This window comes from Dechloromonas sp. A34, from assembly GCF_026261605.1.
Classification (GTDB): Bacteria; Pseudomonadota; Gammaproteobacteria; order Burkholderiales; family Rhodocyclaceae; genus Azonexus.
Window position 1 is genome coordinate 959,718 of record NZ_CP102486.1, and the last position, 16,943, is coordinate 976,660.

A 16,943-nucleotide genomic window follows, 5' to 3' on the forward strand; every position below is an offset into this window, starting at 1 on the left:
TTGTTTGATTCCGCTCAATCTGCCGGTACACTGGCGCGTTCATAATTTGCCGCTGAATTAATTCGGTTTTTTCCCTGATGCTCGAAGCTGACAATCTGGAATGCGTGCGTGGCGAGCGCCGCCTGTTCAAGGGCCTCGGCTTTCGGCTGGAGGCTGGCGAATTGCTCTACCTGCAAGGCAAGAACGGCGCCGGCAAGACCAGCCTGTTGCGCATGCTGATCGGCCTGCTGCCGCCGGAAGCTGGCGAAATTCGCTGGAAGGGCAAATCGATCAAGTCCGACGAGTTTCGCGCCGACCTCTGCTATCTCGGGCATTTGAACGCCATCAAGGAAGAATTGACGCCGCTGGAAAACCTGCTCGCTGCCGCCCGTCTGGCCGAGGAGGATCTCTCCGAGGACGATGCCATCGATGCGCTGGAACAGGTCGGACTGGCCGGCCGTGAGGATCTCGCCTGCAAATATCTCTCGCAAGGCCAGAAGCGACGGGTCGCCCTGGCCCGCCTGGTCAAGGAAAAACGCCCTTTGTGGATACTCGATGAACCCTTCGTTGCGCTCGACGTGGCGGCGGTGGACTGGTTGGCCGGTATCATTTCCGGCCATCTGCAACGCGGCGGTCTGGCCGTGATGACGACCCACCAGCTGGTTACCATTCCGGCCGGCAAGGTCCGCGAATTGCGGCTCTCCTGATGTTCAAGATCGTTACCGCGGTAATCGGCCGCGATCTCAAACTGGCCATGCGGCGGCAGGCGGACATCGTCTCGGCGCTGTTCTTCTTCGTCATCGTGGTCAGCCTGTTTCCGCTCGGCATCGGGCCGGAACCCGATCTGTTGCGCAAGCTGGCGCCCGGTGTGCTCTGGGTCGCGGCGCTGCTTGCCACCATGCTCTCGCTGCCCAGGCTGTTCGCCGACGACCATCGCGACGGCACGCTGGAGCAACTGGCGCTGGCCCCGCATCCGCTCGGCCTGGTGGTGACTGGGAAGGTGATCGCTCACTGGCTGGTCTCCGGTCTGCCGCTGGCGCTGATCGCACCGGTGCTCGGCATCCAGTTCGATCTCTCGGCCGATGCCCTGCTCGTGCTGACCGGCGCCATCCTGCTTGGCACTCCGGCGCTGTCCGGCATCGGCGCCATCGGCGCCGCGCTGACCCTCGGTCTGCGCGGCGGCGGCGTACTGCTCTCGCTGCTCGTATTGCCGCTCTACATACCGGTGCTAATATTCGGCGCTGGCGCAGTGGATGCGACGGTGTCCGGTCTCGGGGGGAAGGGCACCTGTCGCTGCTCGCCGCCCTGACTTTTGCCTCACTTGGCTTTGCCCCTTGGGCATCGGCCGCTGCCTTGAAGATTGCCCTCGAATGAAAGACCGCTTCAATCTTTACCGCTTTGCCTCGCCGGCGACGTTCTACCCCCTGGCCGGTGCGATGATTCCTTATTTCGTCGCCGTTTCGGTTGTCTTCGGTCTCGCCGGGCTGTGGCTCGGCATGCTGGTGGCGCCGACCGACTTTCAGCAGGGTGAGGGCTACCGGATCATCTTCATCCACGTCCCGGCGTCCTGGATGTCGATGTTCATCTACTTGGTGATGGCCTTCTGGGCCGCCATCGGCCTCGCCTTCAACACCCGTCTGTCGGGCATGATGGCCCAGGCCCTGGCCCCGACCGGCGCGCTGATGGCCTTCCTCTCGCTGTGGACCGGTGCCTTGTGGGGCAAACCGATGTGGGGTGCCTGGTGGGTCTGGGATGCCCGGCTGACCTCCGAACTGATCCTGCTTTTCCTCTATATCGGCTACATGGCGCTGACCGCGGCGATCGACGATGCCCGCCGCGCCGACAAGGCTGGGGCGCTGTTGCTGCTGGTCGGCGTCGTCAACATCCCGATCATCTATTTCTCGGTGAAATGGTGGAACACCCTGCACCAGGGCTCCAGCATCAACCTGACCAAGTCCTCGATGGCGACCACGATGCTCTGGGGCATGCTGCTGATGGCGATGTGTTTCTGGATGTATTCGATTGCCGTGGCCTTGATGCGGGCGCGTACCATCATGCTCGAACGCGAGCGCAACAACGACTGGGTCAAGGCCGTGCTGGCCGGAGGTGAAAAATGATCCACTGGAACAGTTTTTCCGATTTCCTCGCCATGGGGGGTACGGTCTATACGTCTGGGGCTCCTTTGGCATGACCGCCCTGATCATGCTTATTGAACCGATTGCCGTTGCGCGCAATCGAAAGATCACCATTGCACGTCTCAAACGCCAGTTGCGCGCTGAAAACAGGAACACTACTGAATGAAATCCCGTCACAAGAAACTCGCCCTGATCGGTGGCGCCCTGGTCATCTTCGGCATCATTGTTTGGCTTGTGCTGAATGCGCTGAACAGCAATATCGCGTTGTTTAAGTCGCCCACCGAGGTGGCATCGGGCCAGTATCCGAAGAATCAAGTCTTCCGCATCGGTGGTCTGGTCAAGGAAAGCAGCCTGGCCCGCGAGGCCGACGGCGTGACCGTCCGTTTTGTCGTTACCGACAACGAAAAGGACGTCACGGTGAACTACAAGGGCATCCTTCCTGACTTGTTCAAGGAAGGGAAGGGCGTTGTTGCCCAGGGCAAGCTGACCACTGAAGGCACCTTCATTGCCAACGAGGTATTGGCCAAGCACGACGAAAACTACATGCCGCCGGAGGCCGCTCAGGCCGTCGGCGACGCTCACGCCCGGGCGGCCGAAAAGAAGGCCGCGGCTGAAGCGGCCGGTACCCCGCCCAAACCCGGCACGAGCTACTGATCATGATCCCCGAACTCGGCAATTTCGCGCTGATCCTCGCCGCATTGGTGGCACTGGTGCTCGGCACGCTGCCCTTGCTCGGCGCCCACAAGAACCGTATGGCCTGGGTCGCTGTGGCCCGCCCTGCGACCTCGGCACTGGCGCTGTTGGTAACTTTCTCCTTTGCTTGCCTGACCCACGCTTTCGTCAATAATGACTTCTCGGTGGTCTATGTCGCCCAGCACTCGAATTCGCTGCTGCCGCTGCAATACCGTGTCGCCGCCGTCTGGGGCGGCCATGAGGGCTCGTTGCTGTTGTGGATGCTGATGCTGACCTGGTGGGCCTTCGCTGTCCGCATGTTGTCGCGACAACTGCCGGAAACCATGGTCGCCCGGGTGCTCGGCACGCTCGGCCTGGTCGCCTTCGGCTTCCTGCTTTTCATCCTGATCACCTCCAACCCCTTCGAGCGCCTGTTGCCGGCAGCCGCTGAAGGCCGTGACCTGAATCCGCTGTTGCAGGACTTCGGGTTGATCATCCACCCCCCCTTGCTCTACATGGGCTACGTCGGTTTCTCGGTGGCCTTTGCCTTCGCCATTGCGGCGCTGCTCTCCGGCCAGTTGGATGCCGCCTGGGCGCGCTGGTCGCGGCCATGGACGACCGCCGCCTGGTGCTTCCTGACCCTGGGCATCGCCATGGGCTCATGGTGGGCTTATTACGAACTGGGCTGGGGCGGCTGGTGGTTCTGGGATCCGGTCGAAAACGCTTCCTTCATGCCCTGGCTGGTTGGCACGGCGCTGGTGCACTCGCTGGCGGTCACTGAAAAGCGCGGCAGCTTCAAGAACTGGACGGTCCTGCTAGCGATTACCGCCTTCTCGCTGTCGCTGCTCGGTACCTTCCTGGTGCGTTCTGGCGTACTGACCTCGGTGCATGCATTCGCTACCGATCCGACTCGCGGCATCTTCATTCTGGTCTTCCTTGTCGCCGTGATTGGCAGTTCGCTAGCGCTCTTCGCCTGGCGGGCCCCCAAGGTCGGCCTGGGCGGGCGTTTTGCGCTGATTTCGCGCGAATCGATGCTGCTCACCAATAACGTGCTGCTCGCCGTCGCCTGCGCCACGGTGCTGCTTGGCACGCTCTATCCACTGCTGATCGATGCGCTGGCGCTGGGCAAGATCTCGGTCGGTCCGCCGTATTTCAACGCGGTATTCGTGCCGGTGATGACGCCCTTGCTCTTCCTGATGGGCATTGGCCCCTTCGCCCACTGGAAGGATGCGTCGATTCCGGAAATCCTGCGTACCGTGCGCTGGGCTTTCGCTGCCGCCATCGTGGTTGCCATCGTCGTGCCGCTGCTCTACGGCACCTGGTCGCCGCTGACCGCCCTCGGTTTGCTGGCCGCGGCGTGGATCGTGCTGGCCGGGGCAATCAATTTTGTCGGGCGCGTGCAGAGCACCCGCGCCGGACAATCCTTCCTGAAGGCGGCGCTCAAGCAGCCGCGCAGCTTCTTCGGCATGCACGTGGCGCACTTCGGGATCGCCGTCTTTGTCGTCGGCGTCACCATGGTAAGCAGCTTCCAGGATGAAAAAGACATCAAGATGGCTCGCGGCGACAGCGTCGATGTCGCCGGCTACCACTTCACCTTCAACGGCGTGAAGACGGTGCAAGGGCCGAACTACGTGGCGGCGCAGGGCGACTTCGATCTGGCGATCAATGGCAAGTTCCAACGCAAGATGAACCCCGAGAAGCGCAACTACCATTCGTCGCAGATGCCAATGACCGAAGCCGCGATCGATGCCGGCTTCCTGCGCGACGTCTATGTTTCGCTCGGTGAACCGATCGACCGCGCGCGGCCGGAAGGCGAGTGGGCGGTGCGCGTCTATTACAAACCCTTTGTCGACTGGATCTGGGGCGGTTGCCTGCTGATGGCACTCGGTGGCCTGCTCGCCATCCTCGACCGGCGCTACCGCGTCAAATCCCGCGCCGCTTCGGCAGTCAATATCCCGGCTGGAACTCAACAAGCATGAACCGTTATTTCTGGATTCTTGGCGGCTTTGCCGCCCTCGTCGTTTTGCTCGCCGTCGGCCTGGGCCTCAATCCGCGCGACGTGCCGTCGCCGCTGGTCGGCAAGCCGGCCCCGGCCTTCAACCTGAACGTGTTGGCAACGCCGGACACGACCCTGGGGCCGAAGGACATGCAGGGCAAGGTCTGGCTGCTCAACGTCTGGTCTTCGTGGTGTGTTTCCTGCCGTGCCGAACACCCGGTGCTGGTCGATTTCTCGCGGAAATCGGACGTCCCGCTGATTGGCCTCAATTACAAAGAAGTGCGCGGTGACGGCGAATTCGATATCAGCAAGATGGCGCCTGAAGACGAGAAGAAACTGGCCTTCCAGCGAGCCAACCGCTGGCTGGCCCAGCATGGTGATCCCTACAAGCTGACCGTGATGGACCTCGATGGCCGGGTCGGCATCGACTACGGCGTCTATGGTGTGCCCGAGACCTACGTCATCGACAAGGGCGGCATCATCCGCATGAAGCATACCGGCCCGATTTCGCCGGACGTGCTCGCCAAGAAGATCATGCCGCTGGTCGCGGAGCTGAGCAAATGAGCTTTCGCGCACTGATCCTGGCCGGCGTGCTGATTTGTTTACCCGGCGTTCCCTCCGTCCTCGCCTCGCCGGCCAGCGAGGCGGCACTGGCGGCGGACCCGGTCGCCGAGAAGCGCCTGCAGAAGCTCTCCGAAGAGTTGCGCTGCCTGGTCTGCCAGAACCAGACGATTGCCGACTCCAATGCCGAGCTGGCCCAGGATCTGCGCCGCGAAATCCGCGGCATGCTCAAGGAAGGCAAGACGGACAAGGAGATCATCGATTTCATGGTCGTCCGCTATGGCGATTTCGTCCTCTACCGGCCACCGGTCAAGGGCGTCACGCTGCTGCTCTGGGGCGGGCCGCTCGCCTTGATGCTGTTCGGTATCTTCGCATTGCTGCGCTACCTGCGCCGTCGTGCCACCCGTATCAATGCCGAAGACCATCCGCTCTCGGCCGATGAAGCCAGTCGCGTCGACGCGCTGCTCAAGGAAGCTGAACCCAAATGACCGTGTTTGCCATTATTGCCACCCTGTTGATCGTGGTGGTCAGTGCCTTTGTTTTGCCGCCTCTCTGGCTTGGTCTGCGCGCTCCCGATGGGCAGGCTGACCGCAAGGAGATTAATCTGGCCATATTCCGTGACCAGTTGGCCGATCTGGAACGCGAAAAAGCTGACGGCACCCTGAGCGAGGCCGATTTCGAGCAGGCACGGCGCGAACTGCAGCGTCGCTTGCTCGAAGAGGTCGAGCCCGCCGATGCATCCGGCGCGGCACAGGCCGGCTACGGCCCGAGTCGCAAGATGGCGATTGTCATTCTGATGCTGCTGCCACCGCTGGCCTTGGTCGGGTACAGCGTTCTCGGCGACCCGAAGGCGCTCGATCCGACCTCGACGCCGGCCGTCGAGCAGGCAAAAGTCACCCCTGAACAGATCAATGGCATGGTCGAGCAACTGGCAGCAAAGATGCAGGCCAATCCGGACGATATGCAGGGATGGCTGATGCTGGCGCGCTCCTACAAGGCGCTCGGCCGTTTTGAAGAAGCCGTGCAAGCGTATGGCAAGGCCGAAAAAGTCGTCAATGAGACGCCGGATCTGCTGGCCAGCTATGCCGAAGCCGTCGCCATGGCCGGTGGCAGTGGCTTGCTCGGCAAACCCCAGCAACTGGTCGAGAAGGCACTGACAATCGATCCCAACCATGGCCACAGTCTTTTCCTGGGCGGTGCGGCGGCGATGGAGGCTGGTGACAACAAGAAAGGCATCGCCTACTGGGAAAAATTGCTGCCGCAGGTCGAGCCGGGATCGGAAATCGAGCAGATGCTGAAGAGCGGCATCGACAAGATGAAGCAGGAAAAACAGGGCTGATCCGATGGTCGATGCCAGCCGCCGGGGCTTCTTGCGCGGTCGGCCCCGGCCGCAGGCCGAGATTCGCCCGCCCTGGGCGCTGCCTGAAGAGGGCTTTATCGACCGCTGTACGCGCTGCAATGACTGCCTGAAAGCCTGTCCGCAAAAAATTCTCGTGATCGGCGACGGTGGCTACCCGACCGTCGATTTCAGCCACGCCGAATGCACCTTTTGCGGTGACTGTGTCGCCGCCTGCCAACCCAGAGCCTTGATGCGTCTCGATAACGCCGCCTTGCCCTGGCAGCGCAAAGCCTTCATCAGCGACGCCTGTCTGGCTCGCCAGGGCGTCGAGTGCCGCATTTGCGGCGACTTCTGCGATGTCCGGGCGATTCGGTTTATGCCGCGCCTAGGCGGCAGCCCTTTACCCGAAATCGACAGCGAACTCTGCACCGGCTGCGGGGCTTGTGTCGCGCCCTGCCCAAGTCGGGCGATTGCCATTCGCTGATCGGCATCTCCGGCGCTTTTCCCCGGCAACGGCGGCGGCCTTGTGCTTTAATTTGCCCTTGCTACCCGACCCGCCTACCGGAGACAAATAAAATGACCCAACAGAAATTCCGCCTCGTCACGCGCAGTGATTTCGACGGCCTGGTCTGTGCCGTGCTGCTCAACGAACTGGACCTGATCGACGACATCAAGTTCGTCCATCCGAAAGACATGCAGGACGGCAAGATCGACATCACCGAACGCGACATCACGACCAATCTGCCCTACGTCGCCGCCGCCCACCTCGCCTTCGATCACCACCTCTCGGAGACCATCCGCAATACCGGCGAGCGCAAGAACCACATCATCGAGCCCGATGCCCCTTCGGCGGCTCGCGTCGTCTACAACTACTACGGTGGCAAGCAGGTTTTTCCGACCATCGCCGACGACATGATGGACGCCGTCGACAAGAGCGATTCGGCGCAGTTCAGCCGCGACGAAATCCTCAATCCGAGCGGCTGGGTACTGCTCAATTACCTGATGGACGCGCGTACCGGCCTCGGTCGTTTTCGCGAATTCCGGATCAGCAACTACACGCTGATGATGGATCTGATCAAATACTGCCGCAATCACAACATCGACGAGATTCTGGCCTTGCCGGATGTCAGTGAGCGGGTCGAGCTCTATTTCGAGCAGTCCGAGAAAGCCAGGGATCAGATTCTGCGCTGCAGTACGGTGCTCAAGAATCTGGTGGTACTCGACCTGCGCCAGGAAGAAACCATCTGGGCGACCAACCGCTTCATGATCTACGCCTTGTTTCCGCAGACCAACATTTCCATTCACGTGCTGTGGGGCGTCCAGAAACAGAATACCGTCTTCGCCACCGGCAAGTCGATTCTCGATCGTGGCAGCCGGACCAATGTCGGCGAACTGATGCTGCAGTACGGTGGCGGCGGCCATCAGGCCGCGGGCACCTGTCAGGTCGACAACGAGCAGGCGGCGGCCACCCTGGCCGCATTGACCGCCCGGATCAACCAGGACGGCTGATTACTGCTTGGCCTTGGGGGCGGGCGGCGAGAGCGGCGGCGGCGAAAAGCCCTGTTCGATCATTTCCGCCTCCAGTTTGATACGCAGGACGAGCAGGCCTTGCAGGTTCTCGCGTGCCTTGTCTGCCACCCAACCGTCGTGGTGGTTGCGCAAACAGGCGTCGATTTCGTAACGGTTGCCCGGATCGACGCCGCAAATCGCGGCATAACGGCGAATCTCGTGATCCAGATCGGCCAGTTCGCGCTCATAATGTTCAAATCCGCTCATGGTTGGAGCATACCCTCGAAGGAGCCTCCATGCACTGGCTAAACCTGCCCGAACCCCGCAAGAATATTGCCCTGGCCTTTCAGGACGTCGCCTCGGCTCGCATCTGGCTGGCCAATCAGCCCCAGGCCCAGGCGCTGCACATGCTGGCCGCCCTGCGCACGCAGATCGAAGCGATCGATAGTGCCGGCCTGGCCCCAAGCTTGGCCGTCGAGCTGCTCAATCTGCTGCGGCGTGCGGCGGTGCCGGCCCAGGCGGCGATCGAGCCGCGCTATTTCCGCAAGGCCCTGCCGCTACCGGAAGAAGATGAGCGTAGTTTCGAGGTCGCCCAGCAGTTATGGACCCGGCTCGGCATCGCCTATATGCGGCTGACGCCGCATTTTCCGCCGGCCGAGAAAGGCCTGCCGCTGAATCGGGCGGCCTGTGCCCTGCGCATGGCGCAATATTGTCACTTCCAGGCAGCCCGCCAGTCTCCGGCGCTGCTCGACCACCTCTTGTTCGGCGTGCTGGCCCAGGCGGCCAGCAACAAGCTGCTGCGCGAGCCGCTGGCCGACCCGGATTTTCCGCATCTTGGCGACTCCAACATCGCCGGCCATCTGGCATGGGCCTTTCTGCTCCGGCTGATCGACCCCTATCGCCTGACCGCCACCCAGCTGATCGTCGCCAACCGGGCGATCAGTCGCTGGCGCGAGCTGACGTCCTTCCTGGTTGCCCCGGACAGCGATCCGAAAGCCAGGAATGTCGATCTCGCCCCGCTCTACGGCGGTCCTCTGCCGGAAGGAGTGCCCTGCTGGCTTGAGGTACGCTCGGTCATCCGCAAGATTCGTCAGCGCATTGAGTCATTGACTGCCGGGCAGTCTCCCGAGTCCCTGAAGCTTGGCCGGGAACTGTCGGCGTCTGCCTGCAGCCGCCTGCTCAAGGAGGTCGAGGCCAGCCTGCGCTCCCAGCAGCGCGAAAGCTCAACCGAAATCGGTGAAATCGAGATCGCCTTCGGTGGCGAGCATGCCTATGCCGTGATCAAAGGCGAGTTCCTCAACCCGGTCGGAAATCTGGATGCAAGTAGTGCTTCGCTTGCGCATCAGCGCATGGCCTTGTTCGGTTTCGATCGGCTTTCCCAGATGCCGACAGCCGTCAAGAAGCTGAACGTGCCTGGGGAAATTTGGACCATGGTCGACGGGATGGCTGTTCGCGCTGCCGACCAGGAGGGCGCGCGACGGCTGGCGCCCTGCCTGATCGCCTCCAGTGCAAAGGGCATGCCCCGCCTGGGGGTTCTCTTCGGACTACAAATGACCGCGGCCAATGCCCTGGTCGCCGGCCTCCACTGGTACGACGAACAGGTCGAAGCGGGCTACCTGAAGCGTCTGGCACCGCATGACCAGCGCGCCCCCAAGGTTCCGGCTTTCGTGCTCCGCACCGATGATGCGATTTCGCTGATTCTTCCGGCCAGCGCGGCGACCCGACTCGAGTTTGGGCTAGCGCTGGAGGGAACATCGCTCGAACATCTGGTCCCGACCGAGGTTCTCGAGCGAGGGGTCGATTTCGTTCGCTATGCTTGCCGGCGGGCCTAACACCACGAATTCAAGGGCTGGCACCAGCGGCAAGAAAAAGGCCCGTCCGGGGACGGGCCTTGCATGGACGATGCACCGCCGGCCGTCAGCGACGGCCGGGTACCATCATTCGAACTCGATGATGATCTGATCCACCGTCAGGCTTTCGCCAGCGGCGGCGGAAACCTTCTTGACCTTGCAATCCTGATCGGCCTTGAGGATGTTTTCCATCTTCATGGCTTCGATCACGGCCAGCTTTTCGCCGGCCTTCACTTCCTGTCCGACCTTGACCGCGACTTCACGGAGCAGGCCCGGCATCGGCGACAGCAGGAACTTGGAGAGGTCGGGGGCCAGCTTCTCGGGCATCAGCGCCAGCAGTTCTGCAGCGCGGGCGCTCATCACCATGAAGTCGGCACGGGTGCCCCAGTGGAACAGGGAGTACTTGGTCTTATGGCGCTCCACTTGCAGCGTGAATTCCTCGCCGTTGCAGGTGCCGTTGAACAGCGACTCGCCCAGCTTCCAGTCGGAGAGGATCTCGTACTTTTCGCCCTTGTATTCGACGTGATAGCCGCCGGGGATCGGACGGGCAATGACCGTATGATTCTCGTTGCCGTTCGGGTTCAACCGAACGACGCACCACTGATCGCTGACGATGCGCTCGTGACCCTGCAACTGGCCGGTGATCGAGGCGGAACGGTCGGTGAAGGCGCGATAGACGTAAGCAGCCACCGAAACCAGCAACGCCGGATCATCGTGCGGCACCATCGAGGCATCGAAGCCCTTCGGATACTCTTCGGCGATGAAACCGGTGTTGAAGTTGCCGGACTGGAAGCGCGGATGCTGCATCAGCGCGGCCTGGAACGGAATGTTCGACGAGATGCCGCGGATCACGAAGCCGTTCAGCGCATCGCGCATCCGGGAAATCGCCTGCTCGCGGGTGGCACCGTGCACAATCAGCTTGGCGATCATCGAGTCGTAGTACATCGAGATCTCACCGCCGTCGTAGACACCGGTATCGACGCGGACCTGACCTGGGATTTCCTTGGGCGGCTGGAACTTGACCAGACGGCCTGTGGAGGGCAGGAAGCCGCGGAACGGGTCTTCAGCGTTGATCCGGCATTCCATGGCCCAGCCGTTGATGCCGACATCGGCCTGGCTGATCGGCAGCTTTTCGCCGTAGGCGACACGGATCATCTGCTCGACCAGATCGAGGCCGGTGATCAGCTCGGTGACTGGGTGTTCGACCTGCAGACGGGTATTCATTTCCAGGAAGTAGAACTCCTTGGTCGCGCCGCTGACGACAAACTCTACCGTACCGGCCGACTCGTAATTCACCGCCCGGGCCAAGGCCACGGCCTGTTCGCCCATCGCCTTGCGCATCTCGGGATCGACGAAGGGGCTCGGCGCTTCTTCGATGACCTTCTGGTGACGACGCTGGATCGAGCAGTCGCGCTCGTTCAGGTAGACGTAGTTGCCGTGCGAGTCGCCCAGCACCTGGATCTCGATGTGGCGCGGCTCGAGCACGTACTTCTCGATGAAAACGCGGTCGTCGCCAAAGGAGTTGCGCGCCTCGTTGACGCAGGAGGAGAAGCCCTCATGCGCTTCGGCATCGTTGAAGGCGACGCGCAGACCCTTGCCGCCGCCGCCGGCCGAGGCCTTGATCATTACCGGATAGCCGATGTTCTTCGCGATCGCGACAGCTTCGTCCGGACCGGCGATGGCATCGTTATAACCAGGGATGGTGTTGACCTTGGCCGCGATGGCCAGTTTCTTGGACTCGATCTTGTCGCCCATCTTGGCCACCGAGTAATGCTTGGGGCCAATGAACTTGATGCCTTCTTCTTCCAGCCGGCGCGAGAACGTGGCGTTCTCGGACAGGAAGCCGTAGCCCGGGTGGACAGCCTCGGCGCCGGTCTGCTTGCAGGCGGCGATGATCTTGTCCATGACCAGGTAGGACTCTTTCGAGGCGGCCGGGCCGATGCAGACGGCTTCGTCAGCCAGGTCGACGTGCAGCGCATCCTTGTCGGCTTCGGAATAGACGGCAACCGTCAGGATGCCCATCTGGCGGGCGGTCTTGATGACGCGGCAGGCGATTTCGCCGCGGTTGGCAATCAGAATTTTCTTGAACATGTTTCTATTTCTCCCTGACGCTTACAGCGGAATATTGCCGTGCTTGCGCCACGGATTTTCCAGTTTCTTGTCGCGCAGCATGGCCAGCGAGCGGGCAATGCGCTTGCGGGTGGCGTGCGGCATGATGACGTCGTCGATGAAGCCACGGGCGCCGGCCACGAACGGGTTGGCGAACTTGGTCTTGTATTCGGCTTCGCGCTCGGCCAGCTTTTCCGGATCGTTCTTTTCCTCGCGGAAAATGATCTCGACGGCACCCTTCGGTCCCATGACCGCGATTTCAGCCGACGGCCAGGCGAGGTTGACGTCGCCGCGCAGGTGCTTGGACGACATCACGTCGTAGGCACCGCCGTAGGCCTTGCGGGTGATCACGGTGACCTTCGGTACGGTGCATTCGGCGTAGGCGTAGAGCAACTTGGCGCCGTGCTTGATGATGCCGCCGTATTCCTGCGTGGTGCCCGGCATGAAGCCCGGGACATCGACGAAGGTGACGACCGGAATATTGAAGGCATCGCAGAAGCGGACAAAACGGGCGGCCTTGATCGAGGACTTGATGTCCAGGCAGCCGGCCAGCACCAGCGGCTGGTTGGCGACGATGCCGACCGGATGGCCGTCGACGCGGCCGAAACCGATGATGATGTTCTTGGCGTAGTCGGCCTGCAGTTCAAAGAAGTCGTTGTCGTCGACGACCTTGATCAGCAGTTCCTTCATGTCATACGGCTTGTTGGCGTTGTCCGGGACCAGCGTGTCCAGCGAGTAGTCCATGCGGTCGACCGGATCGTTGGTCGGCGTGACCGGTGGCTTTTCGCGGTTGTTGGCCGGCAGGAAATTCATGAAGCGACGCAGCATGGACAGGGCTTCGACGTCGTTCTCGAAAGCCAGGTCGGCAACGCCGGACTTGCTGGTGTGGGTCACGGCACCGCCCAGTTCTTCGGCAGTCACATCCTCGTGGGTCACGGTCTTGACGACTTCCGGACCAGTCACGAACATGTAGGAAGAGTCCTTGACCATGAAGATGAAGTCGGTCATCGATGGCGAATACACCGCGCCGCCGGCGCAGGGGCCCATGATCATCGAGATCTGCGGCACGACGCCGGAAGCCATCACGTTGCGCTGGAAGACGTCGGCGTAGCCGCCGAGGGAAGCGACGCCCTCCTGAATGCGGGCGCCGCCCGAGTCGTTGAGGCCGATCACCGGGGCGCCGACCTTCATCGCCTGGTCCATGACCTTGCAGATCTTTTCGGCATGGGTTTCCGACAGCGAACCGCCGAAGACCGTGAAGTCCTGCGAGAAGACAAATACCAGCCGGCCGTTGACCGTGCCGTAGCCGATCACCACGCCGTCGCCCGGCGTCTTTTCGGACTGATCCATGCCGAAGTCGGTGCAGCGGTGCTCCTTGAACATGTCCCATTCCTCGAAGGAATTGGGGTCGAGCAACAGCTCGATGCGTTCGCGGGCAGTCAGCTTGCCCTTCTTGTGCTGGCTGTCGATGCGCTTCTGGCCACCGCCGAGGCGGGCCAGTTCACGCTTTTTTTCCAGCTGGCGGATGATGTCGTGCATAGAAAACTCCCTAAATGGATCGGGTGATTTGAATCAGTGTTTCAGATAGCCGAGCAGGGCATACGCGGCGGCAGCCGGGGTCGTATGACCCTCCTCGACGGAGCGGGTGAAGGCAGGCAGGTTTTCCTGCACTTGCGGGTGATGACGGAAGTACTGACGCAGCCCGGAGTCGATCAGTTGCCACATCCACGATAGTGACTGGTGCTGGCGCTTGGCTTCGAATTCGCCGGTCGGCTTCAAGGCCGCCTGATATTTCTCGATCTGTTCCCAGAACTCGGCAATGCCTTCCTTGTGCAGCGCCGACAGCGCAATGACCGGCGGCGCCCAGTTGGGCGAAGCCGGACGCAGCATGTGCAGCGCATTGCGCCATTGGGCACGGACGACGGCGGTCGCCTGGCGGTCGATATCGGCCTTGTTGATGACCACCAGGTCGGCAATCTCGACGATGCCCTTTTTGATCGCCTGCAAGTCGTCGCCGGCATTCGGCAACTGCAGCAGGCAGAACATGTCGACCATGCCGGCGACGGTCGTTTCCGACTGGCCGACGCCGACCGTCTCGATGATGATCACATCGTAGCCGGAGGCTTCGCAAAGCAGCATCGCCTCGCGCGTCTTCTCGGCGACGCCGCCCAGCGAACCGGCCGACGGGCTGGGCCGGATGAAGGCTTCCACGCGCTGGCTCAATAGTTCCATGCGCGTCTTGTCGCCGAGGATCGAGCCGCCGGACACCGACGATGATGGATCGACGGCGAGCACGGCGAGTTTCTTGCCTTGCTCGATCAGCCAGATACCGAGCGCCTCGATGAAAGTCGACTTGCCAGCGCCCGGGACGCCGGAAATGCCGATGCGGATGGCGTTTCCGGTTTTCGGCAGGAGCGCGGTCAGCACCTGCTGGGCGCGCTGCTGGTGATCATCGCGGGTCGACTCGATCAGCGTGATGGCCTTGGCCAGCGCACGGCGCTGACCGGCCAGCACGCCGTCGACCAGCGACTGGTCGGCAGCGGACAAAATATTGGCACGCACGGGAGCTTCGCCCAGATTCATGCAGCGCTTAGCCGCGCGCCTTGCGGATTTCTTCCAGAACCTTGATGGCCGAATCCTCGATCCGGGTACCCGGTCCGAAGATGGCCTTGGCCCCGGCATTGAACAGGTAGTCGTAGTCCTGTGCCGGGATGACGCCGCCGGCGAAGACGATGATGTCGTCGGCGCCCTGGGCCTTCAACGAATTGACCAGTTCCGGCAGCAGGGTCTTGTGACCGGCGGCTAGCGAGGAGACGCCGATCGCATGCACGTCGTTCTCGATGGCTTGGCGGGCTGCTTCTTCCGGGGTCTGGAAGAGCGGTCCCATGTCGATGTCGAAGCCGAGGTCGGCATAGGCTGTAGCTACCACCTTGGCGCCACGGTCATGGCCATCCTGGCCCAGCTTGGCGATCATGATGCGCGGACGGCGACCTTCTTCTTCGGCGAACTTGGCGACGTCGGCCTTGATCTTTTCCCAGCTTTCCTGTCCTTCCACAACGCCTCCGTATACCCCTGAAATGGTCTGGTTATTGGCACGGAAACGACCGAAAATCTTCTCCAACGCATCGGACACTTCGCCAACCGTGGCGCGCAGGCGCATGGCCTTGACGGTCAGGTCGAGCAGGTTGCCTTCGCCGCTTTCGGCGGCCTTGGTCAGGGCTTCCAGCGCAGCGTTGACCGCAACACTGTCGCGCGTCGCACGAATCTGCTTGAGACGGGCAATCTGCGACTCGCGAACGGCATGGTTGTCGATATCGAGGATGTCGATGGCGTCTTCCTTGGCCAGCTTGTATTTATTGACGCCGACGATGACGTCCTTCCCGGAGTCGATGCGCGCCTGCTTGTCGGCGGCGCAGGTTTCGACCTGCATCTTGGCCCAGCCGGACTCGACGGCCTTGGTCATGCCGCCCATCGCCTCGATTTCCTGGATGATGCCCCAGGCCTTGTCGGCCATGTCCTGGGTCAGCTTTTCCATCATGTAAGAACCGGCCCAGGGATCGACGACGTTGGTGATATGGGTTTCTTCCTGGATGATCAGCTGCGTGTTGCGGGCAATGCGCGACGAGAACTCGGTCGGCAGCGCAATGGCTTCGTCCAGCGCGTTGGTATGCAGCGACTGGGTGCCGCCGAACACGGCCGCCATCGCTTCGATGGTGGTGCGCACAACGTTGTTGTACGGATCCTGCTCGGTCAGTGACCAGCCGGACGTCTGGCTGTGCGTGCGCAGCATCTTGGACTTCGGGCTCTTGGCGTTGAAGCTGGTCATGATGCGATCCCACAACAGCCGGCCGGCGCGCATCTTGGCGATTTCAAGGTAGAAATTCATGCCGACGGCCCAGAAGAAGGACAAACGACCAGCGAAGGTATCGACATCCATGCCGGAAGCAACGCCGGTACGCACGTATTCCATGCCGTCGGCCAGCGTGAAGGCCAGTTCGATCGCCTGGTTGGCGCCGGCTTCCTGGATGTGATAACCGGAAATCGAGATCGAGTTGAACTTCGGCATGTGCTGTGCCGTGTAGCCGAAAATGTCGGCGATGATCTTCATCGACGGCTTGGGCGGATAAATATAGGTATTCCGCACCATGAATTCTTTGAGGATGTCGTTCTGGATGGTGCCGGACAGCTTGTCCTGCGACACGCCCTGCTCTTCGGCGGCAACGATGTAGCCGGCGAGAATCGGCAACACGGCGCCGTTCATGGTCATCGAGACGGAAATCTTGTCGAGCGGGATGCTGTCGAAGAGGATCTTCATGTCCTCGACGGAGTCAATCGCCACGCCGGCTTTGCCGACGTCGCCGGTCACACGGGCGTTGTCCGAGTCGTAACCGCGGTGCGTCGCCAGGTCGAAGGCGACGGAAACACCCTGGCCGCCAGCGGCGAGGGCCTTGCGGTAGAAGGCGTTGGAGGCTTCGGCAGTGGAGAAACCGGCGTACTGGCGGATGGTCCACGGCTTGACGGCGTACATCGTCGGCTGCGGGCCGCGCAGATAGGGCGCGAAGCCGGGCAGGGTGTCGGCGAACTCGAGGCCTGCGACATCGGCCTTGGTGTATAGCGCCTTGACGGCCAGACCTTCCGGGGTGTTCCACACCAGATTCCCGATATCACCGCCCGGTGACTGTTTGGCGGCCGCCTTCTCCCAAGCATCCAGGTTATTGGAATCAAAGAATTTTTCCGACATGACACCCCTCTCGCTGATTCGATTTTTTCAGGCTTATGATGCAGAATTCAAA

Annotated in this window: 16 protein-coding genes and 1 pseudogene; 12 read left to right on the forward strand and 5 right to left on the reverse strand. The window is 61.8% G+C overall.

The features are described 5' to 3' along the window. Positions 1–77 precede the first annotated feature (77 nt). From ccmA to NQE15_RS04835, 11 genes and pseudogenes are all read left to right on the forward strand, one after another. Positions 78–686 (forward strand): cytochrome c biogenesis heme-transporting ATPase CcmA, encoded by a 609-nt coding sequence (gene ccmA, locus NQE15_RS04785; RefSeq protein WP_265947029.1) that lies wholly within the window; start codon positions 78–80, stop codon positions 684–686. Further along, positions 686–1,353 (forward strand): annotated as a pseudogene (gene ccmB / locus NQE15_RS04790) (heme exporter protein CcmB). The gene ccmA and the pseudogene ccmB overlap by 1 nt, the downstream one beginning before the upstream one ends. Then, a complete protein-coding gene (gene ccmC, locus NQE15_RS04795; protein WP_265947031.1) occupies positions 1,350–2,096 on the forward strand; it encodes a heme ABC transporter permease CcmC in 747 nt (248 codons plus the stop codon). The pseudogene ccmB and the gene ccmC overlap by 4 nt, the downstream one beginning before the upstream one ends. A gap of 70 nt (positions 2,097–2,166) precedes the next feature. Next, entirely contained in the window at positions 2,167–2,280 is a 114-nt protein-coding gene (locus tag NQE15_RS04800) for a hypothetical protein (RefSeq protein ID WP_265947033.1), read from the forward strand. Then, positions 2,277–2,768, forward strand: a complete 492-nt coding sequence (ccmE, locus tag NQE15_RS04805; RefSeq protein WP_265947035.1) for a cytochrome c maturation protein CcmE — start codon at positions 2,277–2,279, stop codon at positions 2,766–2,768. The genes NQE15_RS04800 and ccmE overlap by 4 nt, the downstream gene beginning before the upstream one ends. A 2-nt stretch (positions 2,769–2,770) precedes the next feature. Further along, entirely contained in the window at positions 2,771–4,765 is a 1,995-nt protein-coding gene (locus NQE15_RS04810) for a heme lyase CcmF/NrfE family subunit (protein ID WP_265947037.1), read from the forward strand. Further along, the gene (locus NQE15_RS04815) at positions 4,762–5,346 is read left to right on the forward strand and encodes a DsbE family thiol:disulfide interchange protein (protein WP_265947039.1); all 585 of its coding nucleotides are present in this window, start codon (positions 4,762–4,764) and stop codon (positions 5,344–5,346) included. The genes NQE15_RS04810 and NQE15_RS04815 overlap by 4 nt, the downstream gene beginning before the upstream one ends. Further along, positions 5,343–5,831, forward strand: coding sequence for a cytochrome c-type biogenesis protein CcmH (locus tag NQE15_RS04820; protein ID WP_265947041.1), 489 nt, complete (start codon positions 5,343–5,345; stop codon positions 5,829–5,831). Before NQE15_RS04815 ends, NQE15_RS04820 begins: the two co-directional genes overlap by 4 nt. Then, on the forward strand, positions 5,828–6,682 hold the full coding sequence (ccmI, locus tag NQE15_RS04825; protein ID WP_265947043.1) for a c-type cytochrome biogenesis protein CcmI: 855 nt from the start codon (positions 5,828–5,830) through the stop codon (positions 6,680–6,682). Before NQE15_RS04820 ends, ccmI begins: the two co-directional genes overlap by 4 nt. Before the next feature lie 4 nt (positions 6,683–6,686). Beyond that, entirely contained in the window at positions 6,687–7,166 is a 480-nt protein-coding gene (gene napF / locus NQE15_RS04830; RefSeq protein WP_265947046.1) for a ferredoxin-type protein NapF, read from the forward strand. 92 nt (positions 7,167–7,258) lie between these two features. Beyond that, entirely contained in the window at positions 7,259–8,191 is a 933-nt protein-coding gene (locus NQE15_RS04835) for an exopolyphosphatase (RefSeq protein WP_265947048.1), read from the forward strand. Here NQE15_RS04835 and NQE15_RS04840 read toward each other — a convergent pair whose 3' ends face one another. Continuing rightward, complete coding sequence (locus tag NQE15_RS04840; RefSeq protein ID WP_265947050.1) at positions 8,192–8,458, reverse strand: hypothetical protein; 267 nt, start codon at positions 8,456–8,458, stop codon at positions 8,192–8,194. Positions 8,459–8,487: 29 nt separating this feature from the next. Here NQE15_RS04840 and NQE15_RS04845 point away from each other — a divergent pair, with 29 nt between their 5' ends. Then, positions 8,488–10,023: a hypothetical protein gene (locus NQE15_RS04845; protein ID WP_265947052.1), complete on the forward strand. Its 1,536-nt coding sequence runs from the start codon at positions 8,488–8,490 to the stop codon at positions 10,021–10,023. 105 nt (positions 10,024–10,128) lie between these two features. Here NQE15_RS04845 and accC read toward each other — a convergent pair whose 3' ends face one another. From accC to scpA, 4 genes are read right to left on the reverse strand one after another with little or no spacing between them, the layout of a single operon-like run. Further along, on the reverse strand, positions 10,129–12,132 hold the full coding sequence (gene accC, locus NQE15_RS04850) for an acetyl-CoA carboxylase biotin carboxylase subunit (protein WP_265947053.1): 2,004 nt from the start codon (positions 12,130–12,132) through the stop codon (positions 10,129–10,131). 21 nt (positions 12,133–12,153) lie between these two features. After that, positions 12,154–13,689: an acyl-CoA carboxylase subunit beta gene (locus NQE15_RS04855; RefSeq protein ID WP_265947055.1), complete on the reverse strand. Its 1,536-nt coding sequence runs from the start codon at positions 13,687–13,689 to the stop codon at positions 12,154–12,156. A gap of 33 nt (positions 13,690–13,722) precedes the next feature. After that, entirely contained in the window at positions 13,723–14,733 is a 1,011-nt protein-coding gene (gene meaB / locus NQE15_RS04860; protein WP_265947057.1) for a methylmalonyl Co-A mutase-associated GTPase MeaB, read from the reverse strand. Between the two features lie 7 nt (positions 14,734–14,740). Next, a complete protein-coding gene (gene scpA, locus NQE15_RS04865; protein ID WP_265947059.1) occupies positions 14,741–16,891 on the reverse strand; it encodes a methylmalonyl-CoA mutase in 2,151 nt (716 codons plus the stop codon). Between the last annotated feature and the right edge of the window lie 52 nt (positions 16,892–16,943).